Origin of the sequence: Kocuria sp. CPCC 205231, assembly GCF_040980965.1 — a bacterium.
GTDB lineage: Bacteria > Actinomycetota > Actinomycetes > Actinomycetales > Micrococcaceae > Kocuria > Kocuria rosea.
The window spans coordinates 1-25,738 of sequence record NZ_JAVKPP010000002.1; the positions used below are offsets into that span (position 1 = coordinate 1).

At 71.7% G+C, this 25,738-nt stretch carries 22 protein-coding genes; 12 read left to right on the forward strand and 10 right to left on the reverse strand.

The genetic code is table 11. The features are described 5' to 3' along the window. From RF640_RS01700 to RF640_RS01710, 3 genes are all read right to left on the reverse strand, one after another. Positions 1–422, reverse strand: a 422-nt coding sequence (locus tag RF640_RS01700) for a hypothetical protein (RefSeq protein WP_368826331.1), incomplete at its 3' end; no start/stop codon positions are given. Between the two features lie 184 nt (positions 423–606). Then, positions 607–1,131 (reverse strand): DinB family protein, encoded by a 525-nt coding sequence (locus RF640_RS01705; RefSeq protein ID WP_272026684.1) that lies wholly within the window; start codon positions 1,129–1,131, stop codon positions 607–609. A 111-nt stretch (positions 1,132–1,242) separates the two neighbouring features. Next, positions 1,243–2,760, reverse strand: coding sequence for an MFS transporter (locus RF640_RS01710; RefSeq protein WP_368826333.1), 1,518 nt, complete (start codon positions 2,758–2,760; stop codon positions 1,243–1,245). Between the two features lie 122 nt (positions 2,761–2,882). Between RF640_RS01710 and RF640_RS01715 the strand changes: the two genes are divergently transcribed. Next, the gene (locus tag RF640_RS01715; protein ID WP_368826335.1) at positions 2,883–3,428 is read left to right on the forward strand and encodes a TetR family transcriptional regulator; all 546 of its coding nucleotides are present in this window, start codon (positions 2,883–2,885) and stop codon (positions 3,426–3,428) included. A gap of 10 nt (positions 3,429–3,438) precedes the next feature. On the opposite strand, the gene RF640_RS01720 is transcribed toward RF640_RS01715, so the two are convergent. Beyond that, positions 3,439–4,005 (reverse strand): uracil-DNA glycosylase, encoded by a 567-nt coding sequence (locus RF640_RS01720; protein WP_368826337.1) that lies wholly within the window; start codon positions 4,003–4,005, stop codon positions 3,439–3,441. A gap of 275 nt (positions 4,006–4,280) precedes the next feature. Between RF640_RS01720 and RF640_RS01725 the strand changes: the two genes are divergently transcribed. From RF640_RS01725 to RF640_RS01740, 4 genes are read left to right on the forward strand one after another with little or no spacing between them, the layout of a single operon-like run. Next, entirely contained in the window at positions 4,281–5,564 is a 1,284-nt protein-coding gene (locus RF640_RS01725) for a hypothetical protein (protein ID WP_368826339.1), read from the forward strand. A gap of 50 nt (positions 5,565–5,614) precedes the next feature. Continuing rightward, the gene (locus tag RF640_RS01730) at positions 5,615–6,397 is read left to right on the forward strand and encodes a DUF1326 domain-containing protein (RefSeq protein ID WP_368826341.1); all 783 of its coding nucleotides are present in this window, start codon (positions 5,615–5,617) and stop codon (positions 6,395–6,397) included. 8 nt (positions 6,398–6,405) lie between these two features. After that, positions 6,406–7,266, forward strand: a complete 861-nt coding sequence (locus RF640_RS01735) for a DUF2182 domain-containing protein (RefSeq protein WP_368826343.1) — start codon at positions 6,406–6,408, stop codon at positions 7,264–7,266. 46 nt (positions 7,267–7,312) lie between these two features. Beyond that, the gene (locus RF640_RS01740; RefSeq protein WP_368826345.1) at positions 7,313–12,628 is read left to right on the forward strand and encodes a multicopper oxidase domain-containing protein; all 5,316 of its coding nucleotides are present in this window, start codon (positions 7,313–7,315) and stop codon (positions 12,626–12,628) included. 1 nt (position 12,629) lies between these two features. Here RF640_RS01740 and RF640_RS01745 read toward each other — a convergent pair whose 3' ends face one another. Further along, positions 12,630–13,847: an FAD-dependent oxidoreductase gene (locus RF640_RS01745; protein ID WP_368826347.1), complete on the reverse strand. Its 1,218-nt coding sequence runs from the start codon at positions 13,845–13,847 to the stop codon at positions 12,630–12,632. Between the two features lie 194 nt (positions 13,848–14,041). Between RF640_RS01745 and RF640_RS01750 the strand changes: the two genes are divergently transcribed. Then, entirely contained in the window at positions 14,042–14,599 is a 558-nt protein-coding gene (locus tag RF640_RS01750; protein ID WP_017834740.1) for a dihydrofolate reductase family protein, read from the forward strand. 21 nt (positions 14,600–14,620) lie between these two features. Here the strand turns inward: RF640_RS01750 and RF640_RS01755 are convergent, their stop codons facing one another. Then, the gene (locus tag RF640_RS01755) at positions 14,621–15,916 is read right to left on the reverse strand and encodes a RecQ family ATP-dependent DNA helicase (protein WP_368826349.1); all 1,296 of its coding nucleotides are present in this window, start codon (positions 15,914–15,916) and stop codon (positions 14,621–14,623) included. 109 nt (positions 15,917–16,025) lie between these two features. On the opposite strand from RF640_RS01755, the gene RF640_RS01760 reads away from it, so the two are divergent. After that, positions 16,026–17,330 (forward strand): ISL3 family transposase, encoded by a 1,305-nt coding sequence (locus RF640_RS01760; protein WP_368826587.1) that lies wholly within the window; start codon positions 16,026–16,028, stop codon positions 17,328–17,330. Here the strand turns inward: RF640_RS01760 and RF640_RS01765 are convergent. After that, positions 17,262–17,837, reverse strand: a complete 576-nt coding sequence (locus RF640_RS01765) for a DEAD/DEAH box helicase (protein ID WP_368826351.1) — start codon at positions 17,835–17,837, stop codon at positions 17,262–17,264. The two genes, RF640_RS01760 and RF640_RS01765, sit on opposite strands and share 69 nt — an antisense overlap. Before the next feature lie 125 nt (positions 17,838–17,962). Here RF640_RS01765 and RF640_RS01770 point away from each other — a divergent pair, with 125 nt between their 5' ends. After that, a complete protein-coding gene (locus RF640_RS01770; protein ID WP_017834738.1) occupies positions 17,963–18,715 on the forward strand; it encodes a sulfite exporter TauE/SafE family protein in 753 nt (250 codons plus the stop codon). A 13-nt stretch (positions 18,716–18,728) separates the two neighbouring features. Here the strand turns inward: RF640_RS01770 and RF640_RS01775 are convergent, their stop codons facing one another. Beyond that, on the reverse strand, positions 18,729–19,151 hold the full coding sequence (locus tag RF640_RS01775) for a ChaB family protein (protein ID WP_368826353.1): 423 nt from the start codon (positions 19,149–19,151) through the stop codon (positions 18,729–18,731). A 35-nt stretch (positions 19,152–19,186) separates the two neighbouring features. Continuing rightward, on the reverse strand, positions 19,187–20,089 hold the full coding sequence (locus RF640_RS01780; RefSeq protein ID WP_035923348.1) for an SDR family oxidoreductase: 903 nt from the start codon (positions 20,087–20,089) through the stop codon (positions 19,187–19,189). Positions 20,090–20,277: 188 nt separating this feature from the next. On the opposite strand from RF640_RS01780, the gene ilvD reads away from it, so the two are divergent. Beyond that, entirely contained in the window at positions 20,278–21,969 is a 1,692-nt protein-coding gene (ilvD, locus tag RF640_RS01785) for a dihydroxy-acid dehydratase (protein WP_368826356.1), read from the forward strand. Positions 21,970–22,065: 96 nt separating this feature from the next. Here ilvD and RF640_RS01790 read toward each other — a convergent pair whose 3' ends face one another. Then, positions 22,066–22,911, reverse strand: coding sequence for an SRPBCC family protein (locus RF640_RS01790; RefSeq protein ID WP_368826358.1), 846 nt, complete (start codon positions 22,909–22,911; stop codon positions 22,066–22,068). A 249-nt stretch (positions 22,912–23,160) separates the two neighbouring features. On the opposite strand from RF640_RS01790, the gene RF640_RS01795 reads away from it, so the two are divergent. The 3 genes from RF640_RS01795 to RF640_RS01805 are packed head-to-tail and all read left to right on the forward strand — an operon-like array spanning position 23,161 to position 25,629. Continuing rightward, entirely contained in the window at positions 23,161–23,685 is a 525-nt protein-coding gene (locus RF640_RS01795; protein ID WP_368826360.1) for a hypothetical protein, read from the forward strand. Between the two features lie 10 nt (positions 23,686–23,695). Further along, positions 23,696–24,928 carry a sensor histidine kinase gene (locus tag RF640_RS01800; protein ID WP_146202061.1) on the forward strand — a complete coding sequence of 411 codons (1,233 nt, stop codon included), beginning with the start codon at positions 23,696–23,698 and terminating at the stop codon, positions 24,926–24,928. Then, on the forward strand, positions 24,925–25,629 hold the full coding sequence (locus RF640_RS01805) for a response regulator transcription factor (RefSeq protein ID WP_109221368.1): 705 nt from the start codon (positions 24,925–24,927) through the stop codon (positions 25,627–25,629). Before RF640_RS01800 ends, RF640_RS01805 begins: the two co-directional genes overlap by 4 nt. Positions 25,630–25,738: the final 109 nt, after the last annotated feature.

Consider the following 25,738-nt stretch of genomic DNA (forward strand, 5'->3'; position numbering starts at 1 on the left):
TTGACGGGCAGCTCGCCCTGGTACAGCTTCGGCGCCTGCCGGCCCGGGCGCACGGTCGAGGCCGACTCGCGCCCCCCGTCACCGCGGCCCGTCCCGGCCCGCCAGGAGCCCTTGCCCGCTCCGCCGTCCCGCACGGGCGAGGTCGTGCGGTCGTCCCGCAGCGGCCCGGCCGGCGGAGCGGGCCGCTCCTGCCCGGCCGCGAGCAGGCTCCATCCGCTGTCCCTCTGCTCCGTCCGCTCCGCGGAGGCCGCCGGGGCGCCGAAGGCCGAGCCCCGGCCCTGCCCGGTGTCCGGGCTGATGCCGGAGCTGACCGCCACGCTGACGGCCACCAGCGCCGAGAACGCGGTGAGCGCGGTCACCGGCGAGGACGCGCGCTGGCGCAGACCGGGGCGGGCGGGACGGCGAGAGGAGTCGCGGGGCATGACGGTGTTTCCCCCAGGATGTCGCGACGAGCGACGTGAAGATCGTGCAGGAGTTCGAGGTGCTGGGACCCAGCGTGATCAGCTTAAGCGAACGGAGTCTGACCACCGAGGAAACTCCCGTCCCCACATCAGCGCCTTGTCATGCGACGACTTGATGCAAACGCAAACGCCTCGGGTCGGACGGTCAGTAGGGCCCCGACCACCCGTCCTCGAGCAGACCGCGGGCGTAGGCGGCCTGGCCGAGGTGCTGCGCGGCGTCGTCGACCGTGCTCACCAGGCGGGCGCCCCGGGTGACGGGCGGGGTCCACGACCGGTCCACCACGTCGTCCAGCTGAGCCTCCGTGAGTCCGTGCACGTACGTCACGGTGCGCTCGACCACCGCGTCGAGGTAGCCGCGCAGCAGGTCGGGGGACGCCACCCGGATCCGCGCGACGTCCTCCGGCCCGTCTCCGAAGCCCATGGAGGAGTCGGGGACGTCGAGGCCGAACCGCCCGCTCCATCCCTCGGCGGTCCACACCTCCTCCGTGCCGGCGAGCTGGGCCACCTGTGCGTCCTGCTGGCGGGACGCGTGCCACACCAGCCAGGCCACGGAGTTCGCGGTCCCGCCCGGCATGGTGTGCAGCACCTCCGCAGAGATGCCCTCGAGCACGTGCTCCGCCACCTCGGACGGGCGGCGGGCGGCGTCCTCGAACAGTTCCTGCGGCGTCATCGCGACCATTCCTTCCTCGCCGGGGCCGGGCCGGCCCCTGCCGCCGAGCCTACGTCCCCCAGGGGCCGTGGCGCCGGGTCCCGATGAAGTGACGGCCCGGGGGCGGGCGGGTCAGCGCACGGCCGGCCGCAGCATGCGGGCGACCGTGAACGCCGCCAGGACCACCACGGCCGTCATGACCAGCGCCGTCCAGTGCATGCCCGCCGTGAACGCGGCGACCGCCGCCTCCTGCACCGCCGGACCGAGCGCCCCGGCGCCCTCCGCGACCTCGACGGCTCCGCCGAGGGTCTCGTGCGCCGCGGCCGAGGAGCCGGCGTCCAGGGCCGTGGGCAGGTCGAGGTGGCGCTGGTAGAAGGCGGTCATCAGTCCGCCGAGCACGGCCGTGCCCAGCACCGCACCGACCTCGTAGCCGGTCTCCGAGATCGCCGAGGCCGCGCCGGCCTTGTGCGGCGGGGCCGCCGTGAGGACGAGGTCGTTGGACAGCGTCTCGGCGAGCCCGATGCCGGTGCCCACCAGGCAGAAGGCCACGAGGACCACCACAGCGCCGGCGGTCGCGGAGAGGTCCGCGAGGGTGACCACGAGGAAGCCGGTCGAGGACAGGAGGATCCCCGCCGTGATCACGGTCCGGGGGCTCAGCCACTGCACGGCGCGCACGGCCACGAAGCCGGCGAGGACCGTGAGGACCAGGCCCGGGACCATGGTGAGCCCCGCGGTCATCGGATCCAGACCGACCACGAGCTGCAGGTACTGGGTCAGCATGAACAGGAACCCGTAGAGCCCCACGTTGCCGAGCACGTTGACGGTGACGCCGCCGCGGAAGCCCGGGTGCCGGAACAGGCCGAGGTCCAGCATCGGGTGCGCCAGGACCGCCTGGCGCCGGACGAACAGCACACCGGCCAGCACGCCGAAGGCCGCGCTGAGCAGACCCTGGAAGAGCTCCCCGGAGGCCGTCGCCGCCTTGATGCCGTAGACCACGGGGGTCATGGCGAGCATGGCGAGCAGCACGGACGGCACGTCCACGGGCCCGGGCCGGGGGTCCCGCGACTCCGGCACCAGCAGGGGGCCGAGCACCAGCAGGGGCAGCAGCACCGGCACGGACATCAGGAACACCGAGCCCCACCAGAAGTGGTTGAGCAGGAAGCCCCCGACGATGGGGCCCAGTGCGGCGCCGCCGCTGAAGCCGCCGGCCCAGACCGCGATCGCGATCCGGCGCTGCCCCGGGTCCAGGAAGATGTTGCGCAGCAGGGACAGGGTCGCGGGCATCAGCATCGCGCCGAAGAGCCCCATGGCGGCCCGCCCGGCCACGAGCAGCTCGGCCGTGGGCGCGAAGGCCGACGCCGCGGAGACGGCGGCGAAGCCCGTGCCGCCGATCAGCAGCAGCCGCCGGCGGCCGATCCGGTCCCCCATGGAGCCCATGGGGATGAGCAGGCCGGCGAGCACGAGGGGGTAGACGTCCACGATCCACAGCAGCTGCGCGCCGGTGGGGTGCAGCGCCTGCGAGATGGTGGGCAGCGCGAAGCTCAGGGCCGTGTTGTCGACCGACACGAGCAGGACGGGCATCATCAGGACCGCGAGCGCGGCCCATTCGCGCGCACCGGCCGTGGGGCGGGGCGTCAGCAGAGTGGTCATGGTTCACCTCCGGGGAACGGATCGGGAGCGGACAGCCTCAGTAACTGTACCGTCTAGACGGTACAGTTATGGGCGAGCTGACACAATGGGCACCACGTCCGACCCAGGGAGGTCTTCCTCACATGCCCCGCCCACCCGTGGCCCGGGACAAGCTCCTGGCCGCCTTCGAGCAGATCGTCCTCGACGACGGCGAGCGCGCCGCGACCCTCGACGCCGTCGCCGCCGCCGCCGGAGTGTCCAAGGGGGGTCTGCTCTACCACTTCCCGCACCGCCAGGCCCTCGTGGACGCGACGCTGCAGCGCCTCGAGGAGCTCATGCAGCTGGACCTCGAGGCCATGGCGGCGGCGCCGGACGGGGCCGCGCGCTACTTCCTGGTCACGTCCCTGTTCGAGGACAGCCGGCTGGACCGTGCCCTGATCGTGGCCTCCCGGCTCGTCCAGGCCGGGGACGAGAACGCTCGGGCCGCCCTGAAGCGGCTCGAGGTGGCGTGGTACGAGCTGATCCTCGCGGACGTGGGCGACCCGGTGGTGGCGACCGCGGTCCAGCAGATGGGCGACGGGCTCTACCACAACGCGTCGATCGGCCTGCTGCCCGACGACAGCGCACAGCGGCACACCATCCTGGAGCACCTCCTGACCGCGGTGAACCGGCTCAGCCCGCGCCCCTGAACTCCCCGGTTCAGGCCCGCGTCGCGGCGGCTGCCGTGCGCAGCGCGACGAGGATCCGCTGCCGGGTCTCGGCCCGGCGGTGCCCGTTGCGCAGCGACGGGTGCGGCACGCCCAGCACGGGCAGCAGCCGCGGGGGCTGCTCGACGGTGAGCAGGCGCATCATTCCCGTGAGTGCCGGGGCTCCGAAGGTCACGACGACGCGCAGCTCCGGCAGCGCCCCGACCAGCTCCCGCAGGGCCGGTTCCGCCTCGGCGAGGTCATCCACCCGGGGTGGGCGGTGCCGCCCGTCCGCGCCCAGCAGCGCCCAGGGCATCACGTTCCAGCGCAGGTAGTCGCCGCGGACCAGCCCGGACTCCTCCCGCAGCGCCCTGAAGATCCGGGCGGTGGGGTCGGGGTTGTGCTCGGAGCTGAAGCTCAGGTCCCCGGCCGCCACGGTGGCCGGCCCGGGCGCCTCCATGAGCACGAGCACGCGAGCGCCGGTGCCGCCGCCGTCGGGATCGACCCAGGGCACGAACCGACCGCCGCCGCGCCAGACCCGGACCCGTGCGTTGAGCGGGGCCACGTGGGGCTCGTCCACGCGGGCGCGCTTGGCAGTGGGCGACACATCCGTCCCGGAGCTGCCGGAAAGGCCGGGAGGCGAAGAAGACGTCACACGACAAATCTATCCCCGCTGACGAGCAAGCAGACCCGCCGATACGGCGTGCGTCCGCGCCCAGGGACACCTCCTGCCGCCTGTCACGGACGCCACCTCCCATGGATGGGAAAGCGCAAGGAAAATGGATCAGCATAGCGAGGGACAAAAAGGGGCCGTTATTCCAGCGTTACTACTTCACAGTGTTTCTCCATTTGTGATTGCTTCATTCATGGTCATACAGATTTCCGCTCCTACATTTATTCTCATCGGCGCACAGGGGACGTCATCTCGGCAAGGGGCAAGCCATGGTCACGAAGAACACGCAACGGCTGGCAGAGGTCGGCCCCATCGACCCGCAGACCGGTTTTCCGTTCTGGTACGAGGACTCCACGGGGCTGCGGCTGGAACTCGTCTGGAGAGAAGGCGACGACAACGCACCCGTCGTGCTCGACCAGGAGAGCGGAACACTGCGGGGCAACCCGTTTCCCGGCGAGGCCTTCTACATGTCTGCCGAGACGGAGTTCACGGCAGGGGCCGGAAACCGCACGGCACGGATCCGGGTGATCCTCGCCCTGGAGGCCACGTTCGGCGGCACCGGAGAGGTGATGGATGGTCAGCAGATCGTCTTCGGCCGCATCCGCTTCCGGGTACGGGACGGTCTGCCGGAGACGGCGTACAAGCTCACCCACCCCTACGGGACGGTTGAAGGAACGACCGATGACAGAGGCCGGGTGACCGTCACCGAGGACATCGGCGTGACCCCATTGGACTTCACAGGTGCACTGGGCTCCTCCATCGCTCCCTTCCTGCGCTGGACACCCGACCCAGACCTGCCCCCCGGCTACGTCGGCGACGGGACCACGGAGCACACCGTCACGGGCAGCCCCTTCGGGACGAACTTCGCGCTCGTCGAGGGACCCGGGGTCGGCGCCGCCGGAAATCAGCCCGACCCCGGCGATCCGGGCAATCTCGACAAGATCTACACGGACCTCTTCGTGCTGCAGGGCCGGATCGCCACGGTGAACGGGGCCGACGTCCCCCGCGCCGTCTACACCCGCGCCGGTGACGGCACCGTGACGACGGACGTGTTCGCCCGCTCGATCACGGGCCAGCAACTTCTCGTCGCTGGCGCCGGCCTTCCCGACACACCCATGCAGGGCGGGGCCACACGCAACTATGTCGCCCGCCTTGACAGCGGCTCCACCGTGCCCACGGAGGTGACGGTCACGAACCTGACCGACTCCTCGCCGCTGCCCACTACCGCCGCGGTCACCGACGCCGTGGAGATCACTCAGGCCGACTACGACGCCGCGGCGCGGTCACTCACCGTGGTGGCCACGTCGAGCGACCAGCAGACCCCGCCGGCGCTCACCGTGATCGGCCGCGGTGGCCTGTCCGGACCGGTCGGAGTGCTGACCGACGTCGACGCACCTCCTCCAGTCATCACCGTTGAATCCACTGCGGGAGGCCTCAGCACCCGCAGCATCAGGGTCGTCGGCTGAGCCGGTCGATCCCCCTCCCGTACACCGCACCGGATCAGCAAGGAACCATCATGGACTACACACTGGCAGGCCAGTTCCTCGAAGCCTGCGACTGCACCGTCATCTGCCCCTGCTGGGTTGACGACGACCCCGTGGGAGGCCACTGCACCGGATTCATCCTGTGGGACTTCGAACGCGACAAGAAATCCACGATCACGGACGACCACACCGAGCACAACGTCACCGGGTGCAGGGTCGTCAGCGTGTCAACGCACTCGGGCAAGCGCCGAGGCAGCACCGCGCCGACCACGTCGATGTTGTACATCGACGTCTCGAAGCGCGTGGATGAGACGGTTAACGGGGACGCTGCCTTCGAGATCCTGCGGAAGGCCTTCACCGCTGACCCCGGCAGCAAGGACCAGTTCGGGCCGCTGGCCGAGCTGGCGGAGGTGAGCGGGACGATCGTCGGCGCGGAAGAGGCGGACATCCTCTTCGACCTTGATGAAGCGACTGAGCGCTGGACCGCCAGCGTCACACGCCGAAGGAAGAATGATGGCGATGCTGCCGAGGCGGTGCAGAAGAGTCCTCTTATCGAGGCGACGGGGCATCCGGCACGGTTCGACACGAAGGACGTCGAGAATCAACAGCCTCTCAACCTGTCCAACACGGCCCTCTCCCACGAACTGCAGGCCGAAAACCCCGTAACCGCGCAAAAGGGTGACCTACTGGCCATCAACGTGGGCGCCCTGCCCGGTGGCAGCCTGGAGGTCACCGGACGGTCGGGGATGCGCGGAACGTTCAAATACGAACATGCGGACCCTGTGTCTGCGAACGCCGGTCCGGCGGACCAGTAACTGGCGACATGACCACCGCATCCTCCGCATCCGTCCAGCAGCCCAGCCCCCCGCGGCCTGTCGACCAGAACCTCGTCGTACTGGCCATCTTGGCCCTGGCCGCGACCGCTTGGGCCGTCCTCCTTCTCACACACGGGGATGGTGGCCACTCGACCACCGGTCACGCCGAGACGGAGCTGCCTGCGGCGACCGAGAGCCACCCCCACCACGGAGGCTCCGCCGTCACCGATGTCGCTCCTCCTGCCTTTCTGGTCGACGCCGGACTGGCGGTCGGCGCCTGGACGGTCATGGTGGTCGCCATGATGCTGCCCCCGGCGCTGCCCCTGTTACAGACGGTGCGGCGGCTGGTGTCCCGCCGGCCCGACCCCTGGCGGCTGACGACGCTGAGCGCCATGACGTTCGTCGGGGCGTGGGCCGTGGTCGGAGCCGTGGTCGTCCTGGGCGACCTGGGCCTCCGGGCACTGGTCGCCACCGCGTGGTCGGGCAGCGATCTCCGCTGGGCGAGCGGGGCCGTGCTGATCGCGGCCGGCGTCTACCAGTTCACCCCCTTGAAGGACCTGTGCCTGCGCGGATGTCGTAGCCCGCGCAGTTTCGTACTGGCCCACTGGCAGGGTCGGCACTCTCCGGGCGCGGAGACGGTCGCGCTGAGCGGCGCCTACGCGCTGTCCTGCATCGGGTGCTGCTGGGCCCTGATGCTCGTCTGCTTCGCGGTCGGCACGGCTGCCCTTCCCGTCATGGTGGCCCTGACCGTGGTCATGGCCGCCGAACGGCTCGTCCCGTGGGGCCGGCGTCTGGTCCGCCCCGCCGGACTTCTCCTAATCCTGCTGGGAACGGTGATGATCTTGAGCACCTCATCACTCATTGTCTGATCCCGTAGATTCCCCGCCCACAAGCGATGCACCCCTGGAGACCACCATGAACAATCCCGCCACCGCGGAGGACCGCGTCGAGGCACTTGTCAAGGCCCCTGTTGAGCGCGGCATCAATCCCGACCGTGAGTACGACGTCGTCGCCCTGTCCTTCCCCATCGTCTACTCCTTGGAGGGGGACCACGACCCCAACGGGATGCTCTACACCCTCCGGGTGTACAAGCCGCTCCTGGACTGGGCCAAGCGACAGTGGGAGGACAACGACGAGTATCTCCCGAAGATGCACCGCAAGTGCCAGCTCATGGAGGTAGTGGCCGACGGCATTCCCCGCTACAAGCGCATGCGGGAGATCCTCGAACAGGGCCCCGTGGGGAACCACTATCTCCTCCAGGAGCTCGGCGGCGAGTCCGAGGTCCTCGACCGGGAGATCCGGGACGCCCACCGGCCGACGCCGACCCCGGAGCAACGCGCCGTACGTCAGAACTACCGGGCCACGGTGGACGAGCTCGTGACGGCTCTGCGCGAGCTGACCCGTGGAAGCGTCACCCACCTCTCCATCGATCCGCAGGTCCTCGACGGGTGGCGGACGAAGTGGCTCGCCCAGCTCGAAGACGCACAGCGAGCCGTGGAAAAGGCGCTCCTCGCAGTCGACGCTCGTCTGAAAGATGAGTTGAGACGTTACGCCCCCGATCACGGAGTACTCCAGGAACGCCGCGACACAGCACTTCAGGAACGTCGCAAGGAGGCAGGAGCCGCCGAAGGGTCCGCCGAGGACACGGAGCTGCCCAGGAACTGCCACGATCCTCTGGTCGAGTTCACCCGCGAGGAGATAGAGCGGCTGCTGTGCAACGACCACCTCCCGGTCGAGGAAGCAGGAGCCGGTCAGGGCCAGATTTCGAAGCCCACGCGGTACCACCGGTTCAACCCCCTCCGGCCCATCCCTCTTGTCCGGCCCCTTGTGCTGCGGGCCACGCTGGGCCAGACGGTGCAGGTGCACTTCGAGAACGAGATCCGCAGCCGGAAGGTGGGCATGCACGTCCAGCTCGACCGGCTGGGCGGTCAAGCGAATGCGGCTGGTCCCGGTTCATGGGGCCTGCACTCGGACGGAGCCCACGTGGGCAAGAACCGGGCCAGCGTGGTGGGCTATCAGCAGCGATGGGACTACACCTGGGAGGCCACACGCGAGGGCGTCTGGCCGATCAACGACCTGGGCGACGTCCGGGGCACGGACCGCGGCACCAACAACCACGGGCTGTTCGCTGCCCTCGTCGTGGAGCCCGAGGGCGCGCAATGGTACGACCCCGAGACGGGGTGCCGGCTCGACAACACCTGTCACCCGGACGGGCTGTACGTCGACGTGGTCCCCATTGATGAGCACGGGCTGAATGACGCGCAAGCCGCTGAACAACACCCCGTGGAATTCGTCGACTTCCATACCCGGGACCAGAAGAACTGCAGCTTCCGCGAGTTCGCCGTCTTCTTCCACGACGAACCCGAGACCCACAGCGCCATTCCGCATCCGCTGCCGCATTCCGCCATGCCCCTGTCCTACCGCGCTGAGCCGATGCACAACCGCCTGCCCTACCGGTTGCGGAAGCGGTGGCGGGAGGCCGAGCAGAAGAAGCGCACGAAACAAGCGAAGAACCTTGACCTCCGCGACAGGGGCATCGATCACTCCGCCGTGGAGATCACCCTCGACCACCTGCTCGGCGAAGAGTTCTGGGTCGCCAAGGACACCACGGATCCGTTCTTCGAAGACCACGACGACCTGCCCCTGTACGCCGACGCCCGGAAGAAGGGATTCCTCGAACGGGTCTCCGGAGAAGAGCAGCACCACAGCTCCTGGCTGTTCGGAGAGCCCGTCACGCCGATCCTGCGCGCGTACAAGGGAGATCCCTGCCGGGTGCGGCTGGTCCACGCCGGCGTCAAGGAGACGCACGTCTTTCACCTGCACGTGCACCAGTGGCGCGCCGTGGCCCAGGACGTCGCGAAGCCGTCGGCGTGGCAACCGGGTGAACACCACGGCTCCCAGCTGCTGGACTCGATTTCCATCGGCCCGCAGACCGGCATGACCATCGACCCCCTGTACGGCTCCGGCAGCCGTCAGCACGCCGTGGGCGACATCATCTGGCACTGCCACCTGTACCCGCACTTCCACCACGGCATGTGGGGACTGTGGCGCAGCTTCGACCGGCTGATCGGCAAGAATCATGACCCTTATCCCGACGGCACGCCGTGCTTCGAGCTCCAGCCCTTGCCGGGGCGGCAACCGGCGGAGGATCGACCGGGATTCCCCTGGTTCATCGACTACCGTTACCCGCGCAAGTCACCACCGCCGCCCGCCCCGTCGGAAGCGGACGCCCCGAACTTCCTGGTCGACGGACGGCGGCAGCTGCTGCGCCTGGGCCGGTCTCGTGACATGGAACGGAACGCGTTCGACCCGGCCTGCGCCGACGGCTCACAGCCCGGTGCGCTCTTCGTCGACCTCGATGGGCAGGCCGAGGGCTGGAACAGACAGGCCCCCCAGCTGCCCGAGCAGCGGATCATCAGATACGACATCGAGGTCACGTCCCGACCCATGACCTACAACTCCTCGGGTTGGCACGATCCCATGGGTCACTATTACCGGCTCACGGGCGCCTCGGTCCGGGACGCCGGTGCGCCCCCTCCCGATGCGGCCTCTCCACCGAGCCTCCCGCTGCCCGTGTCCTCGGCGAAGGACGAGGTCGAGCCGCTCTTCCTCCGTGCCAATCACGGCGACGTCGTCGAGCTCCGGCTGCACAACCTGCTGGGTACCTCCGGGATCGACCACTTCGACTTCCCCGGCCACCCGGTCGAGTGCGGGCTCCACGTGCACCTGGTGAAGTTCGACGTCCTCGCGGCCGACGGCTCGGCCAGCGGATGGAACTACCTGTCGGGCGCCAGCTCCCCCGAGGCGGTGGGGCCCAACATCCCGGGCAAACCGGATCGCAACGTCTCGCTGCACCGCTGGGTGGTGGACGAGGAGTTCGGCCCGTGCTTCTTCCACGACCACCTACTGGCCAACTTCCGGCAGAAGCGGGGGCTGTTCGCGGCCCTTGTCGCGGAGCCCCAGGGCTCACGCTGGTACCTCCCCGATCAGAAGACCGTCGCCTGGACGGGTTCCCAAGCGGTCGTGGTTCCGTCCGCTCGTCACAACAAAGCGAAAGTGAAGGGGGACTCTCCTGCGGTGCGGCTGACCCCCTACAGGGAGGCATGCCTGGCTCTTGGCGACTTCGTCCCCCTGCAGCGACGCAACGGCGAGCCGCTCAACGAACCCCATCTGTTGGGCGGTGACGACGACCCCGGGGTCATGGGCGTGAACTACCGCTGCACGCCGATGGAACAGCGCGGCAAGGACCCGTCGGAGTGGTTCAGCTCCCGCCGCTCCCAGTTGAAGAACGCCGGGAACCCTCGTGCACCGCTGGACGTCACCGGTACCTCGCCTCGTATTCCCGTGCCGCTCAAGGAGGCCGGGGACCCGGACACCCCCGTGCTCTACACCTACCCGGGAGAACGGCTGCGGATCCGCCTCTTCCAGGGCTCCCACGAGGAGCAGCACAGTTTCATGCTCAACGGCATGAGATGGCGCAAGGACTGGTACAACCGTACGTCCCCTCTGGTGAATCAACAGACCATCGGCATCTCAGAAGCCTTCACCGTGGACATCAACCCGGACGACGCCAGCCCTTACGGTCTGGGCGACTTCCTGTGGCAGTTCACGGTCATGGACGACCTGTGGCTCGGCTGCTGGGGGCTGATCCGCTCCCTCGAGACCGGCGAGGCGAATTTCGAGGCCCTGCCGCCTCTGCCGCTCGAGTGCCTCGATCTCGCGCGTCCCGAGGAGGACGTGGAGACTTGGGCAAAACCTTTGCGGAAGGCCTGCAAAGTGGCCAAGGAACGACGGAGGACAGCACACGAGGACATCCCCCAGCGCACCCTCGGCATAGGGACGCTCGACGAGGACACCGGTCTGCCACGTCTGCTGACGACCGACCAGTGCGGGGAACTTAACATCCGTCAGTACGTCATTGCCGCGCAGCGCCACGAGCACCTGTACGCCGGACCGGCGCTCACGGATCCGTGGGGCCTGATCTACCGGAATGCCGAGGACGTGGTGCCCGACGGCGACGGGAGCACGGGCCACCTCCGCGCCGTCATGGCGACGGACGAGCACGGGCGGCCGAAGCTCAGCGACGAACCGCTGGTGCTCCGAGCCCATCCTGGTGAATGGTTGCGCGTCATCCTGGTCAACGAGGTCCTGCTCCCCGACGACGGGGGACAGAGGGGCCTCGTCACTCGTGACCGGGAGCTGCCCCCGTTCGGACCGGAGGTGAGCCCACCGCGTCTGCCGGTCGAGCACCGCGACCACCTCGGCTACCCGGACCGGCGCACCGTCAGCCCACGGGTGGCGCTCCACCCCAGCCTCCTCCAGTACGACGTGGTGCGCCACGACGGATCATGGGTGGGACGCAACCACGACAGCACGGTGGCCGCCCTGGACATGGACGACACCGCGAACGTCGTGCACGGCGCCCACGATCCAGCGGCGGCGGTCACCCACCGCACCGACCACGCAATCGGTCACCGGGACCCTAACTGGCGTGAGTACTGGTGGTACGTCGATGACAAGCTGGCCCCCGCCGGGGGCGTCACCCCCCGTCCGGGCCAGGCCTGCTACCTGTTCGACATGGGCGACATCCGCAACCACCGCCACCACGGGCTGATCGGAGCCGTCGTCGTCGAGCCGCAGAGCGTCACCCCCATGGACCCGGACGCCGAAGGCCAGGAAAAATGGGTGGGTCCGCACGTCCGTCTCCACGACAAGAATGCTGCCGTGGCCGAGGAGCACGTGCTCTTCCTCCAGGACGGGCTGCGACACTTCCTGCGCGGTGACATCGACCAGCCGGTGCCAGACGTCTCCCCCAGTGATCCCCCCGTGGACGTAGGACAGAAGGCGATCAGCTACCGCTCCCCCCTCACCCCGACGAAGGATCCGCTGGCGTGGAGTGGTCATCCGACGCCCGTCATCCGAGCCGACGAGCAGCTTCCCGTCTGGCTCCACTTGGTGTGCGCCGGTGACAAGCCGCGCAACCACACGTTCACGCTGCACGGCTTCGTGTGGAACGCCGCGCCGTGGGTGCAGAAAGGTCCCCACACGGGCGGTATGGGTGCCATCTCGGCCGGCTTCGCCCAAGACTTGGTGCTACTACCGGATGAGACAGGAAACAAGCGTCCTTGGGACAAGGGGGACCACGCCTATCGCAGCGGGGCCTTCCGCTGGGCCGTCGCCCAGGGCATGTGGGGCATCCTGCGGGTCGGCGAGCCGCCGCAGGCCCCCTGATTCAATTGAGGTGGACGTGCTCGGGCCGGAGGCCGATGCCGATGGCCCGTCCGGTCACGTGGGGCAGGAACGGCAGGGCCCGCACCACCCCCAGCGGCAGCGGAGGCCGCGGCGCCTGCCCGGGCCGGGAAGGGACCAGCCGGCGGGCCAGCAGGAGCTGGAACAGCTGGGTGGCGCGCGCCGGCCACGCCCTCCGCCGCTGCACCCGGGCGAGGTCCCGCGCCCGCACCCCGCCGCGCAGCAGCCGCGGTCCCAGGATGTTCGCGGCGGCCACCGCGTCCTGGATCGCGAGGTTGATGCCCACGCCCCCGGCCGGGGACATCGCGTGGGCGGCGTCGCCGAGGAACAGCACCCCGGGCCGCCACCAGCGGCGCAGCCGGTCCACGCGCACGCGCAGCAGCTTCACCTGCTCCCAGTCCTCGATCGTGGCGAGCCCCTCCCCCAGGCCGGGGGCGAGCGCGCGCACCCGGTCCCGGAAGGCCTCGAGCCCCCGGGCGCGCAGCGCGTCGTGCTCGCCCGCCCGCACGATCATGGCGGCCTGCCAGTAGCCGGTGCGCGGCAGGGCGACCACCGCGCCGTCCCCGGCGTTGAACAGCGGCTGCTCCTGTCCCTCGCTGCGGGGCACGCGGAACCACAGCACGTCCATCCGGGACGGTGAGGCCACCGGGGCCAGGCCGGCCGCGGCCCGCAGCACGGAGTCGCGGCCGTCAGCGGCCAGCACCAGATCGGCCCGGATCCGCACCGGCGCCCCGTCGTCGTCGTGCGCCGTGACACCGGTGCACCGGCCGTCCTCGACGAGTAGGCCGTCGGCGGCCGTGGAGCGCAGCAGCCGGAAGCCGGGCATCGCCTCGCCCTTCTCGGCGAGCAGGTCCAGGAAGTCCCACTGCGGCAGGAACGCGATGAACGGGCAGCGCACGGGCAGGCGGTCGAACCGGCCGACCACCACCGTCTCGCCGCCGAGGGAGACGGTGGCGCGCTCCACGCGGGTGTGCGGCAGCGCCAGGACGTCCTCGAGCCAGCCGAGCTCGGCCATCAGCTCGAGGGTGGAGGGGTGCAGGGTGTCGCCGCGGAAGTCGCGCAGGAAGTCCCCGTGCTTCTCCAGGACCACCACGTCCACGCCCTGCCGCGCGAGCAGCACCCCGGCCATCAGCCCGGCCGGGCCGCCGCCCACCACGCAGCACGTGGTCCGCACCTGCTCCGTCGTCCGCTCCGCCGCCACGGGTGCCTCCCGGGCCCTCGCTCGTCCGCTGTCCCTGCCGACGATCCCACCGGGGTGGCGGTCGCGCAAGAGGCGGCCCGGCCCGCGTCCCGGCCGGACGCGTCATCCCGCGCCGCCCCCTTCCCCCGGCCGCGCGGGAGCGCGAGAGTGGGAACCGCAGCGACGGACGCCGACCGCACCGACAGGAGATCCCCATGGGCACGCTGATCGTCACCGAGTTCATCACCCTCGACGGCGTCGTCGACTCCCCCGGCGGCGGCCCGCACCCGCACGCGGGCTGGAGCTTCCGGCACGTGACCTATGACGAGGCGGCCTACGAGCTCAAGGACCGGGAGCAGAAGGAGGCGGCGGCGATGCTGATGGGCCGGGTCAGCTACGACGAGTTCGCCCCCGTCTGGCCGTCGATGGAGGAGTTCGCCGAGTACAACGCCATGCCCAAGTACGTGGTCTCCTCCACCCTGGAGGACCCGCGCTGGCACAACACCTCCGTGCTGCGCTCCCTCGACGAGGTCGCGCGGCTGAAGGCCACGGTCGACGGCACGATCCTCGTGCACGGCAGCGCCACCCTGGCCAAGGGCCTCGCCGCCGCGGATCTCGTGGACCGGTACCACCTGCTGGTGTTCCCCGTGCTGCTCGGCGCGGGCCGCCGTCTCTTCGACGACAGCACCGACACGTTCCGCACCCTGGAACTGGTGGAGCACGAGGCCTACGCCAACGGCGTCCTCAAGTCCGTCTACGACGTCGTCCGCTGACCGGCGGCCGCCCGTCGGGGCTCACGGTCCCTCATCCGGCCGTTCCCCGGAGCCGCGCACCAGCAGCCCGTCGTGCTCCTCGATCAGGCGCAGGGAGAGCTCCTTGTACCCGACCGTGTCGAACAGGACGGTGATCCGGTCCGGCTCCGCGCCCATCACGATCCCGTGGCCCCACTCGCGGTGGGTGACGGGGCTCTGGATCTCCCAGCCGTGCGGGGTGGCGGCGGACCGCTCCGCGGCCTCGGCGGCGGAGCCGGTCTCCGCGCAGGTGTCGCAGTTGCCGCACCAGCCGTCGGTCTCCTCGCCGAAGTAGTGGAGCAGCCAGTCCCGCCGGCACCCGTCCGTCTCGGCGTAGCCCCGCATCATGTCGATCCGCGAGCGGTCGATCCGGTGCTGGGCCTCGGCCTCCTCGAGCGCGGCGGCGACGGCGTCCTCCGGCGCGACCCCGTCCACGGCCCGGTAGCCCTCGGGCCGGGCCAGCACGCCGCCGCTGTGCTCGAGCAGGTGCAGGACACGGGCCTGGGCGCGGGGGCCGAGGCCGGTGTGCTCGCGCAGCTCGCGGGCCCGGACCGGCCCGTGCCGGCGGACCGCGCGGAGGACCTGCTCGAGGTCCGCCGGCTCGGGGGCGGCCCCGGCGAAGTACTGCTGGAGCCCCAGGTCCTCGGAGCGGTAGTGCAGCACGGCGAGGGCGGGTCTCCCGTCCCGGCCGGCCCGGCCGATCTCCTGGTAGTAGCTGTCCAGGGAGTCGGGGACGTCCGCGTGCACCACGAAGCGCACGTCCGGCTTGTCGATGCCCATCCCGAAGGCGGTGGTGGCCACCACCACGTCCAGCTCGTCGTCGTGGAACCGGGCGTGCACCTCGTCCCGCTCGGACCTCCGGCGTCCCGCGTGGTAGGCCTCGGCGCGCACACCGCGCCGGACCAGCTCGGCGGCGTAGTCCTCCGTCTCCCGGCGGGTGGCGACGTAGACCAGCCCCGGGCCGGCGAGCCCGGAGACCTCGTCGAGCACCGCCCGGCGCTTGTCGGAGGCCTGGTGGTGGCGCACCACCCGCAGCTCGATGTTGGGCCGGTCGAAGCTGTGCACCAGGACCAGGGGGTCGCGCAGACCCAGCCGGTCGACGATCTCTGCCCGGGTGTGCGGGGACGCGGTGGCGGTCAGAGCCACGACGGCCGGGCGCCCCATCCGCTCGACGGCCTCCTGGAGCACCAGGTAGTCGGGGCGGAAGTCGTGGCCCCACGAGGAGATGCAGTGCGCCTCGTCCACCACGAACAGGGACGGCGGGTGCGCGGCGAGCCGCTCGGTGATCTGGCCCTTCACAGATGAGCATGGGTGAGCAGTTCTGCCGGGGGTGTGTCACGGGGGCCAGGTAGAGGTCGAGGCCTCCAGGATGGGGGTGCTGAATCCAACCATCCTCGAAGGCCTCGACATGCTCCATGCTACGTGCGCGCCTGCCTGCACGCTCTTTGACCTGCCCGACGTCCACGTGCTCGCCGTCGAACGGGGCCCGCGCTCGTTCACTCTGGCCGTCGAGACCGTGCCGTCGATAGCCGGGTGTCCGTCTTGCGGGGTGCTCGTGACCGGCCACGGCCGGCGGAAGGTTCTGCTCCACGACCTGCCCTGTGCCGGTGTGCCGGTCCGGGTGATGTGGCACAAGAGGATCTACCGGTGCCGGGAGGTCGCCTGCGAGGCGTTGACGTTCAGCGAGGTTCACGAGCTGGCAGCGCCACGGGGCAAGCTCACCACCCGGGCGATCGCTTGGGCTGTGGCTCAGCTACGTTCCCACGACATCGCGGTCTCGGCTCTGGCGGACATGCTCGGGGTCGCCTGGAACACCGTGTGGGACGCCATCGCCCCGGTCATCGAGACCCAGCTGACAGCCGAGGATCGGCTGGCCGGGGTGGACGCTCTCGGGGTCGACGAGCACGTCTGGCGCCATGTGGGTCCACCGGGGACCGGGTTGGTCACCGGGATCGTGGACCACTCCCGCGGTGAGGACGGCCGGCCCCGGGCGAGGTTGCTGGATCTGGTGCCCGGGCGCACGGGGGCGGCCTACGGCGACTGGCTTGCTACCCAGGGGCCGGGGTTCACGAGCGGGATCCGCACGGCGACGCTGGACCCGTTCCACGGCTACGCCAACGCGATCCGCGACGAGCTCCCGGAGGCGATCACGGTGCTCGATGCCTTCCACGTGGTGAAGCTCGGCGGTCAAGTCGTCGACGAGGTGCGCCGCAGGGTGCAGCAGGACACCCTGGGTCACCGCGGGCGTGCAGGGGACCCGCTCTACGGGATCCGCCGCACCCTGCAGATCGGAGCCGAGCACCTCACCGCCAAGCAGATCACCCGCCTGAACGCGAAGCTCGAGGCCGGGGACCCGCACCACGAGGTGACCCTGGCCTGGCACTGCTACCAGAAGCTGCGCGCGGTCTACCACGCCCGCCCCGAAGCCGGACGCAGGCTCGTCGCCGAGATCCTGCACGCCTTCCCGTCCTGTCCGATCCCGGAGATCGCCCGGCTCGGACGGACCCTGCGCCGGTGGCGGTCGGCGATTCTGGCCTACTTCGACACCGCCGGAGCCTCGAACGGTCCCACCGAGGCCGTGAATGGGGTGATCGAGACGATGCGCCGGGTCGCCCGGGGCTTCCGCAATTTCGACAACTACCGCCTACGAGCCCTGCTCGCCGCCGGCGGTCACCGGCCGTGGAGAAAGACACCTACCCATGCTCATCTGTGAAGGGCCGGTGATCTCCTCCCGGGCGAGCTGCTCGGGGGCGAGGAAGAGGAACTTCGCGTCCCCGCGCGCCACGGCGTCCCAGGCGGCGCGCTCGCGCCGCACCCCCACCGCGGAGTTCACCGCGAAGGCGGCCTCCGCCCCGAGGTCCTCGTTGATCGCCTCGACCTGGTCGTGCTGGAGGGCGATCAGCGGGGACACCAACACGGCGGTCCCGGGCAGGGCGGCGCCCGGGACCTGGTAGATCGCGGACTTGCCGTGGCCGGTGGGCATCACCGCCAGGACGTCCCGGCCGGCCGCCGCCGCCGCCATCGCCTCGAGCTGGCCCTCGCGGAACTCCTCGATGCCGAAGCGGGACACGGCGACCTCCCGGAGCCGTTCGGCGGTGACCGGTGCGGCGCGCCGGCCCGCGCCCGTGGCGACACCCACCGGCTCAGCGGGGGGCCGGGCGAGGACGGTCGCGGACCCGTGCCCGTCCTCGTCGCCGATCGGGTCCCGGCTGATGCCCATGGTGCTCCTCTCGTCCGACGGCGTCCCGCGGGGGAGCCCTCCCGACAGCAAGGGTACTTATCGAATCCGGGGATCACCACGGCGGGCCCGTGTGCGGTCCGGGGCCGGGCGGCCGGGGGCGCAGAATGGGACCCGTGGAAATCATCGTCATCGCCGCCCTCGCGATCCTCGTGGGCTCGGTCCTGCAGCGCGTCTCGGGCACGGGGGTCGGCCTCGTCGTGGCCCCGACCCTCGCCCTGCTGCTGGGCCCCGCCACGGGCGTGCTCGTGACCAACGCGACGACGACCGTCTCCGGCTTCCTCATCATGCTCTCGGTGTGGCGCCACGTGGACTGGCGGCGGTTCGCCCTCATCGCCCCGGCCGCGGCGGTGGGCGCCGTGCCGGCGGCGCTCGTGGTCCGCGAGCTGCCCGCCGCCTGGCTGCAGGTGCTGGTGGGCGGCGTGGTGCTGCTGGCCCTCACCACCATGTTCGGGCTCCCCCGCCTGCCCGAGTGGCCGGGGCGGCTGCCCACGGTGCTCGCCGGGGCGATCGGGGGGTTCTTCAACACCACGGCGGGGGTGGCCGGACCGGTCATGGTGATCCACTCCCGGCTGGCCCGCTGGGAGCAGCGCTCCTTCGCCGCGACCCTGCAGCCGGTGTTCATGACGATGGGCGCCCTGTCGGTGCTCACCAAGACCCTGCTGGGCGCGGCGGGGACCGGCGGGATGCCGCCGTGGTGGGTGGCCCCCGGCGTGGTCCTCACGGTGGTGCTGGGCGTGCGGATCGGCGGGGTCGTCGCCCGCCGCGTGTCCCTGAGCACGGCGCGCACGGTCGCTCTGGTCCTCGCGGGGCTGGGCGGGGCGATCACGCTGGTGCGCGGGCTGCTGGGCGTGCTCTGAGCCCGGCCGCCCCTCAGTCCTCGCGGGCCCGGCGCGTCGCGGCGTCGTTGGCCTTCCGGATCGCGTCGACGAGCTCCTTCTTGGTCATGTAGGAGCGCCCCTCCACGTCGAGCCGCTTCGCCACCTCGTAGAGGTGCACCTTCGAGGAGTTCGCGTCGACCCCGCCGGCGGTCTCCGCGCGGGAATCGCGGCCGCCCGCGGCGTGCTCGTCGGAGGGCCCGTACTCCTCCTTGCCCTCCCAGTGGTCGCCGACCTTCTCGTGGGTGTGCTTGAGCGCGCTGTAGGCCGTGCGCGCCGCGCGCTCCTCGTCGCCGTACTCCTCGAGCGCGGAGTCGTAGGTCTTGGCGAACGTGTCCTGCGCCTTCTGCCCCGAGCGCTGCAGGGTGGAGGGCAGTTCGCTCTTCTTGGCGTGGTCGTCCTTGCCGGTCTTGGGCACGAGGTGCTCCTTCCGTAGGGATGTGGGGGCGCGGCTCAGAAGACGGGCATGCCGCCGGTGACGCCGAGGACGGTGCCGCTGACGTAGCTGGCCTCGGCCGGGCTCGCGAGGAAGACGTAGGCGCCGGCCAGCTCGGCGGGCTGGCCGATCCGGCCCAGGGGCGTCTCCTTGCCCATGTTCGCGACCGCTCCGGGCTCCTTCGTGGCGGGCCCCAGCGGGGTCCACACCGGTCCGGGGGCGACCGCGTTGACGCGGATGCCCTCGGGCCCCAGCTCGGCGGCGAGGTTGGCGGTGACGTTGTTCAGCGCGGCCTTCGTGGCCGCGTAGTCGATCATCGACACGGACGGGTCGTAGGCCTGCACGGACGTGGTGTTGATGATGCTGTCCCCGCGGCCGAGGTGCGGCAGCGCCGCCCGGCTGATCCAGAGGGTGCCGTAGAGGTTGGTGCGCACGGCGCGCTCGAGGTCCTCCGTGGCGAGGCCCTTGAGCCCCGCCTCCCCGCGGGCCCAGTGGAAGCCCGCGTTGTTGACGACCACGTTGAGCCCGCCGAGGCCCTCGACCGCCCGGTCCACGATGTCCCGGCAGCTCTGCTCCTCGCGCACGTCGCCGGGGACCAGGACGGCGGTGCGGCCGGCCTTCTCGATCCACCCCACCACGTCCTGGGCGTCCTCCTGCTCCTCGGGCAGGTAGTTGATCGCGACGTCGACCCCCTCCCGCGCGAACGCGATGGCCACGGCGCGGCCGATCCCGGAGTCCCCGCCGGTGATGAGGGCCTTGAGCCCCTCGAGCCGGCCCCTGCCCTCCCAGGACGCCTCGCCGTGGTCGGGGACGGGGTCCATGGCGGCGGTCAGCCCCGGGGGCGTCTGCTGCTGCTCGGGCATCCCGCCCTCGTCGTCGGCCATCGCGCGGGCGTGCTGGGAGACGGGTGCCTCGGGCATGTCGGGCTCCTTCGATCAGGTTGCTTATCGTTTGCTTCTCCCACCCTAGGAGGACGGGCGCCCCCTTGTCTTCCCCCGGGGGCACAATCTTCCGCGCCGGCCGTGGACACCCCTCGACGCTCCTCGAGTTCCGTTGATAGGTTCGCGGCACGCACCCCACCGCGCACCGACGACCCGGGAGAGACCGCATGAGCCCCGACATGAAGCCCCGCAGCCGTCAGGTGACCGACGGCATCGACGCGACCGCCAGCCGCGGCATGCTCCGCGCCGTGGGCATGGGCGACGCCGACTGGGAGAAGCCCCAGATCGGCATCGCGAGCTCCTGGAACGAGATCACCCCCTGCAACCTCTCCCTGGACCGGCTCGCCCAGGGCTGCAAGGAGGGCGTCCACGCCGGCGGCGGCTACCCCCTCCAGTTCGGCACGATCTCGGTCTCGGACGGGATCTCGATGGGCCACGTGGGGATGCACTTCTCGCTGGTCTCGCGCGAGGTCATCGCGGACTCCGTGGAGACGGTGATGCAGGCCGAGCGCCTCGACGGGTCCGTCCTGCTGGCCGGGTGCGACAAGTCCCTGCCGGGCATGCTCATGGCCGCCGCGCGCCTGGACCTGGCCTCGGTGTTCCTCTACGCGGGGACCATCGCCCCGGGGTGGGTGAAGCTCACCGACGGGACCGAGAAGGACGTCACCCTCATCGACGCGTTCGAGGCCGTGGGCGCGTGCAAGGCGGGCCTGATGGGCAGGACGGACCTCGACCGCATCGAGCGGGCCATCTGCCCGGGCGAGGGCGCCTGCGGCGGGATGTACACGGCCAACACGATGGCCTCCGTGGCCGAGGCTCTGGGCATGAGCCTGCCCGGCTCCGCGGCCCCGCCCTCGGCGGACCGGCGGCGCGACCAGTTCGCCCACCGCTCCGGGGAGGCCGTCGTCGAGATGCTCCGGCAGGGCATCACAGCCCGGGACGTCCTGACGAAGGAGGCCTTCGAGAACGCCGTCACCGTGCTCATGGCCCTCGGCGGGTCCACCAACGCCGTCCTGCACCTGCTGGCCATCGCCCACGAGGCGGAGGTGGATCTCACCCTCGAGGACTTCAACCGGATCGGGGACCGCGTCCCGCACCTCGCGGACCTCAAGCCGTTCGGCCGGTACGTCATGAACGACGTCGACCGGCACGGCGGCATCCCGGTGGTCATGAAGGCCCTGCTCGACGCCGGGCTGCTGCACGGGGACGCCCTCACCGTGACCGGCCGCACGGTGGCCGAGAACCTGGCCGCCCTGGACCCCGGGCCCCTGGACGGCAACGTGATCCGCACGCTCGACAACCCGATCCACCGCACGGGCGGGATCACCGTCCTGCACGGCTCCCTGGCGCCGGAGGGCGCGGTGGTGAAGTCCGCGGGCTTCGACGCCGAGGTCTTCGAGGGCCCGGCCCGCGTCTTCGAGCGCGAGCAGGCCGCGATGGACGCCCTGGAGGCCGGGGAGATCACGGCCGGGGACGTGCTCGTGATCCGCTACGAGGGCCCCAAGGGCGGCCCCGGCATGCGCGAGATGCTGGCCATCACCGGGGCGATCAAGGGCGCGGGGCTGGGCAAGGACGTCCTGCTGCTCACGGACGGCCGGTTCTCGGGCGGCACCACGGGTCTGTGCATCGGCCACATCGCGCCGGAGGCCGTCGACGCCGGACCGGTCGCGTTCCTGCGCGACGGCGACCGGATCCGGGTGGACCTGGCGGCCCGCTCCCTGGACCTGCTGGTGGACGCCGAGGAGCTGGCGCGGCGGCGCAGCGGCTGGGCCCCCCTGCGCCCGCAATACGAGGGCGGCGTGCTGGGCAAGTACGTCAAGCTGGTGCGCTCGGCCTCGCTGGGCGCCGTCACCGGCTGACCGGCCGGTTCCGCCGCCCCGCCGAACGGGACGCCCCGTGCACGCACCGGGCCCCGACCGCGTGCGGTCGGGGCCCGGTGCGTGCACGGGGACGAATCAGAGCGGGCCCCCCGCGGGGCGGTCGTCGATGCGCCGGGTGGCGGGGTCCACGCCCGGGTCCGCGTCGGCGGTGCCGTCGGCGAGGGCCTCGTCCACGGGCGGGATCGGCGGGACCTCCCCGGTCACGGTCTCCCCGGGAGCCCCCGGCGACACCGGTGCCACCGGTGCCGCCGGAGCGGCCGGCGCCGCCGGTGGTGCGGTCGTCTCGAAGGTCACCGGCTCCGTGTCCGGGCCGGCGTCCTTCTTCCTCGCGGCGGCGGCCACCCCGGCGGCGGCCACCCCGGCCGCGGCGACGCCCGCGGCGACCGCCTTGCCCGACACCCCGGCCTTGCCGTCGTCGCCGCGGGAGGCCGCGGCGTGCTCGACGCCGGGCGTGCCGACCGGGGCGCCCTCGTTGACGGAGCCCCGCCAGGCGCCGGTCGCGTAGCCCTCGGCCTCGATGAACTTCTTGAACCGCTCGAGGTCGCCCTCGGCCTGGTTCTCGACCACGTTGAGCTTGTCGCCGACCTTCTCCACGAGGCCCTCGGGCTCGTACTCGAGGACCAGGTGCACCTCGGTCCGGCCGTTGCCCGCGTCGCGGAACGTCACGGTGCCGGCGTTGGTGGCGCCCTCGGTGGCGGCCCAGGAGACCCGGCTGTCGGGGACCTGCTCCACGATCTTCGCCTCCCACTGCCGGCGGACGCCGCCGAGCTCGGCGACCCACTCGAGGCGGTCGGCGCCGTGCTGGGTCACGCTCTTCACGCCGTTCATGAAGCGGGGGAAGTCCTCGAACTGGGTCCACTGGTTGTACACGGTGCTCAGCGGCACGTCGACCACGACAGTCTTCTCGACCCTGGTGCTCATGGCATCTCCTTCGATCCGTCTCGACGATCAGGGATGACGAAGCCTCGCCGATTCGCCAGTGTGCTTACGGTACCGCTGGGCGCACGGTGTGACCAGGGGTCGGCGGCCCGGCCGGCACCGGGCTGGCCGACACCGGCCCGGGGCGCCCCACGGAGGACTATGGACTTGACGTGGGCGGACGGGGAGAATTGCCGCACGACCTGCGGGGGGCTCGACATGGCGGATCTCGAGACAGCATTCCGGACACTGGTGTCCGTCCAGGACGCACGGGCGGCGGACGCCATCGAGGGCCACCTGGCGTGGGGACGCCTGGTGGACAGCGACTACGTGCTGGTGCACGGCCCGCCGGACTGGCTGGGACGGGACGTCGACCCCGAGGTGCTGATCGCCCGGGTCGCGTCGGGGCGGACGGACGAGGTCGAGCGGATCAGGATCGCCCGGATCCAGCTGCACGGCGTCCTGCACGACCCCGCGTCCGAGATGACGGGCATCCGGCTCGACCACCCGTCCGGGTGCCCGGCCCAGGGCCCACCGGACGGCGCGGGCTCCGAGCGCCGGCTCGCCACGGGCGCCGAACTGTGCTCGGCCGTGGACACGGTGCTGGGCCCGGCCCCGGCCGAGGAGGCCCCGGACAGCACCGAGGAGGCCCTGCGACCCGTGGTGGCGTGGGAGGAGATCCGGCGCCACTCGATCGTGGAGGACTGCCGGCTGCCCGCTCCTCCCGTCGAGCGGATGTGGATCTGCACCGTCTTCGGCAGGTCCGTGTGCAGCTGAGCGGGACCCGATGAGATCCCGGAGGCACCCCTCGCGCCTGGCCGTGGACCTCGTCGCGGTACCGGTGCTGTGGGGCATCGAGCTCCAGATCACGTGGGACCGCACGGCGGAGCCGGACGCGACCGCCACCTGGGTGGTCGTCCTCACGGCGGCGCTGCTGTACCTGCCCCTGTTCTGGCGCCGGCGCCGGCCCCTGACGGTGCTGGCCCTGGTGTCGCTGGGCGCCGTGGCCGTCCCCCTGCTCGGCTTCGCGTTCCACCCCGTCTTCTGCGTCTGGCTGGCCCTCTTCGCGGCGGCCGCGCACTGCTCCGACCGGAACGCCCTCCTCGGCCTGGCGCTCGCGTTCCTGCCGGTCGCCACGAGCGTGCAGGCCACCGTCCGGGACACTCCCGACCCGTCGATGCGGGTGGCCACGTTCGTCGTCGCCGCGCTGTTCCTCACCGTGGCCCACGTGGTCGTCTTCGGGGTGGGCCGCTGGGTCCGCTGGAGCGTGGCCCAGCGGGCGCTCGTGGCCCGGCTGGCCGCCGCCCGGGCCGAGGCCGAGGAGCGCCAGCGCATCGCCCGGGAGCTGCACGACGTCGTGGCCCACGCGGTGAGCCTCATGGTGCTGCAGGCCGGAGGGGCCGAGCGCGTCATGGACCGGGACCCGGAGCGGGCGCGGGCGGCGCTGCGGCAGGTCGACGAGCTCGGGGAGCAGGCCGTCACGGAGCTGCGGCGCATGCTGGGCCTGCTCTCCCCGGCGCCGTCCGATGCGGCGCAGACCGCGCCGGAGCCGGTGGGCCTGCAGCGATTGGACAGCCTGCTCGACCACCTGCGCACGGCGGGCCGTGAGGTGGAGCTCTGCGTGGCGGGCGAGCCCGGGGCCCTGGAGCCGGCGGTGGACGAGGCCGCGTACCGGATCGCGCAGGAGGCGCTGACCAACGCGGTCAAGCACGCCGGCCCGGACCGCCCGGTCCGGGTCGCCCTCGACTGGGGCCCCCGGGACGTCGAGCTCTCCGTCCGCACGGACGGCGCCGGGGCCCGGGGCCGGCTCTCCGCGCGGCTGTCGACCGGGCACGGGGTGCGGGGGATGGCGGAGCGGGCCCGGGCGGTGGGCGGCGAGGCGACGGCCGGGCCCGATACGAACGGGGGGTACCTGGTGTCCGCGCGGCTGCCCGTCCGGCCGCCCGGCCCCGGCGACGCCGCGGCGCAGGACGCCGCGGCGACCACGGCGGCCACGGGCCGCGGGGAGGGCACCGGATGACACGGGGCGCGGAAGCCGCACCCGTCCGGGTGCTCCTGGTGGACGACGAGGCGATGGTGCGCTCCGGGCTGGCCATGCTCCTCACGGCCGAGCCGGACCTGATCGTCGTCGGGGAGGCCGCCGACGGCGCTGAGGCCGTCGAGGAGACCGCGCGGCTGCAGCCGGACGTGGTGGTCATGGACGTGCGCATGCCCGGCACGGACGGGGTGGCCGCCACCCGGGTGCTCACCTCCGACGCGTTCCTGGACCGGGTGCCGAACGTCCCCGCCGTCCTGGTGCTGACGACCTTCGACGAGGACGCCGCCGTCCACGCCGCCCTGCGGGCGGGCGCCTCCGGCTTCATCCTCAAGAGCTCCGCGCCGAAGGTCCTGGCGGACGCCGTCCGCTCGCTGGCCCGCGGCGGGGGCTGGCTGGACCCGGACGTGACCCGCAGGCTCCTGACCGAGTTCGGCCGCGGGCCCGACCCCTCCGCCCCTCCGCCGGAGCGGCTGCAGCAGCTGACCCGGCGGGAGCGCGAGGTCCTGGTCGCCGTCGCCCACGGCCTGACGAACTCGGAGATCGCCCGGCGCCTGTTCCTCAGCGAGGCGACCGTGAAGACCCACGTCCACCGGATCTTCCTGAAGCTGGGCGTCAGCGAGCGCGCCCAGGCGGTCACGGCGGCGTTCAAGAGCGGGCTCGTCAAGCCCACCGACCGCTTCTGAGCCCTGCCCCCGGTCCCGCGCGTACCACCCCGGTTGTACGCCGGAGTTCACCTCCCGGGTGGACGCCGGGAGGTGCCCCCCACTGCGACCCTGGTCCTGTCGGTTCGAG

Excerpts from the sequence above, each read along its gene's own strand:
- ilvD (WP_368826356.1), top strand. The coding sequence starts at position 20,278 with ATGAGCCCCGACATGAAGCCCCGCAGCCGTCAGGTGACCGACGGCATC.
- RF640_RS01710 (WP_368826333.1), bottom strand. The coding sequence starts at position 2,760 with ATGACCACTCTGCTGACGCCCCGCCCCACGGCCGGTGCGCGCGAATGG.
- RF640_RS01715 (WP_368826335.1), top strand. The coding sequence starts at position 2,883 with ATGCCCCGCCCACCCGTGGCCCGGGACAAGCTCCTGGCCGCCTTCGAG.
- RF640_RS01790 (WP_368826358.1), bottom strand. The coding sequence starts at position 22,911 with ATGAGCACCAGGGTCGAGAAGACTGTCGTGGTCGACGTGCCGCTGAGC.
- RF640_RS01770 (WP_017834738.1), top strand. The coding sequence starts at position 17,963 with ATGGGACCCGTGGAAATCATCGTCATCGCCGCCCTCGCGATCCTCGTG.
- RF640_RS01765 (WP_368826351.1), bottom strand. The coding sequence starts at position 17,837 with ATGGGCATCAGCCGGGACCCGATCGGCGACGAGGACGGGCACGGGTCC.
- RF640_RS01780 (WP_035923348.1), bottom strand. The coding sequence starts at position 20,089 with ATGCCCGAGGCACCCGTCTCCCAGCACGCCCGCGCGATGGCCGACGAC.
- RF640_RS01805 (WP_109221368.1), top strand. The coding sequence starts at position 24,925 with ATGACACGGGGCGCGGAAGCCGCACCCGTCCGGGTGCTCCTGGTGGAC.
- RF640_RS01735 (WP_368826343.1), top strand. The coding sequence starts at position 6,406 with ATGACCACCGCATCCTCCGCATCCGTCCAGCAGCCCAGCCCCCCGCGG.
- RF640_RS01730 (WP_368826341.1), top strand. The coding sequence starts at position 5,615 with ATGGACTACACACTGGCAGGCCAGTTCCTCGAAGCCTGCGACTGCACC.
- RF640_RS01800 (WP_146202061.1), top strand. The coding sequence starts at position 23,696 with ATGAGATCCCGGAGGCACCCCTCGCGCCTGGCCGTGGACCTCGTCGCG.
- RF640_RS01760 (WP_368826587.1), top strand. The coding sequence starts at position 16,026 with ATGCTCCATGCTACGTGCGCGCCTGCCTGCACGCTCTTTGACCTGCCC.
- RF640_RS01740 (WP_368826345.1), top strand. The coding sequence starts at position 7,313 with ATGAACAATCCCGCCACCGCGGAGGACCGCGTCGAGGCACTTGTCAAG.
- RF640_RS01705 (WP_272026684.1), bottom strand. The coding sequence starts at position 1,131 with ATGACGCCGCAGGAACTGTTCGAGGACGCCGCCCGCCGCCCGTCCGAG.
- RF640_RS01750 (WP_017834740.1), top strand. The coding sequence starts at position 14,042 with ATGGGCACGCTGATCGTCACCGAGTTCATCACCCTCGACGGCGTCGTC.